1 protein-coding gene is annotated in these 619 nt (G+C 40.7%); it reads left to right on the plus strand.

The genetic code is table 11. From position 1 onward, the window contains the following. The coding region (locus tag R7O13_RS28430) for an ABC transporter substrate-binding protein (RefSeq protein ID WP_318305398.1) at nucleotides 1–619 on the plus strand (619 nt) is incomplete at both ends.

A 619-nucleotide genomic window follows, 5' to 3' on the forward strand; every position in this document is an offset into this window, starting at 1 on the left:
CAAAATGGCTCAACGTCACCCAAATACGGGTAAGTGGATTCCTCAATTGGCTAAGTCATGGGCATTTGGTGAAGATAATAAAACGGTTTATTTTAAGCTTGATGACACCGCGAAATGGTCTGATCGTGAGAAAATCACGGCCGATGATTATGTCTTCATGATGCAGTACTACACCTCAAAAGACATTATTGACCCTTGGTACAATGACTTTTTTACCAGCAGCATTGTTAGCGTGGAAAAAATTGATGATTATACCATCCGCGTTAATTTAGCGGTTGCACAGAGTCATGACTCTCTGATGGTCATGATTAATATGCCAAGCAATGGCTTCCAACCTCGTCCAAAACACTTTTTCAAAGGTGAGAAGGATGAAAACAACGATGGCATGCCGGATAACTTTGTACGTAAATTTAACTTCAAAGCTGAACCAACGGCAGCACCATACTACCTAGATAAGGTTAAAAAAGGGAAAAGTGTTACCTTTAAGCATGTTGGTGAAGATTGGTGGGGCTACAACAATCGTTACTATAAGAACCGTTATAACGTAGAGAAAGTGCGTATCACAGTTATTCGCGATCCTGACATTGCGATGAAGCACTTCGAAAAAGGCAATCTCGAT

Source organism: Vibrio sp. Y176 (assembly GCF_033438945.1).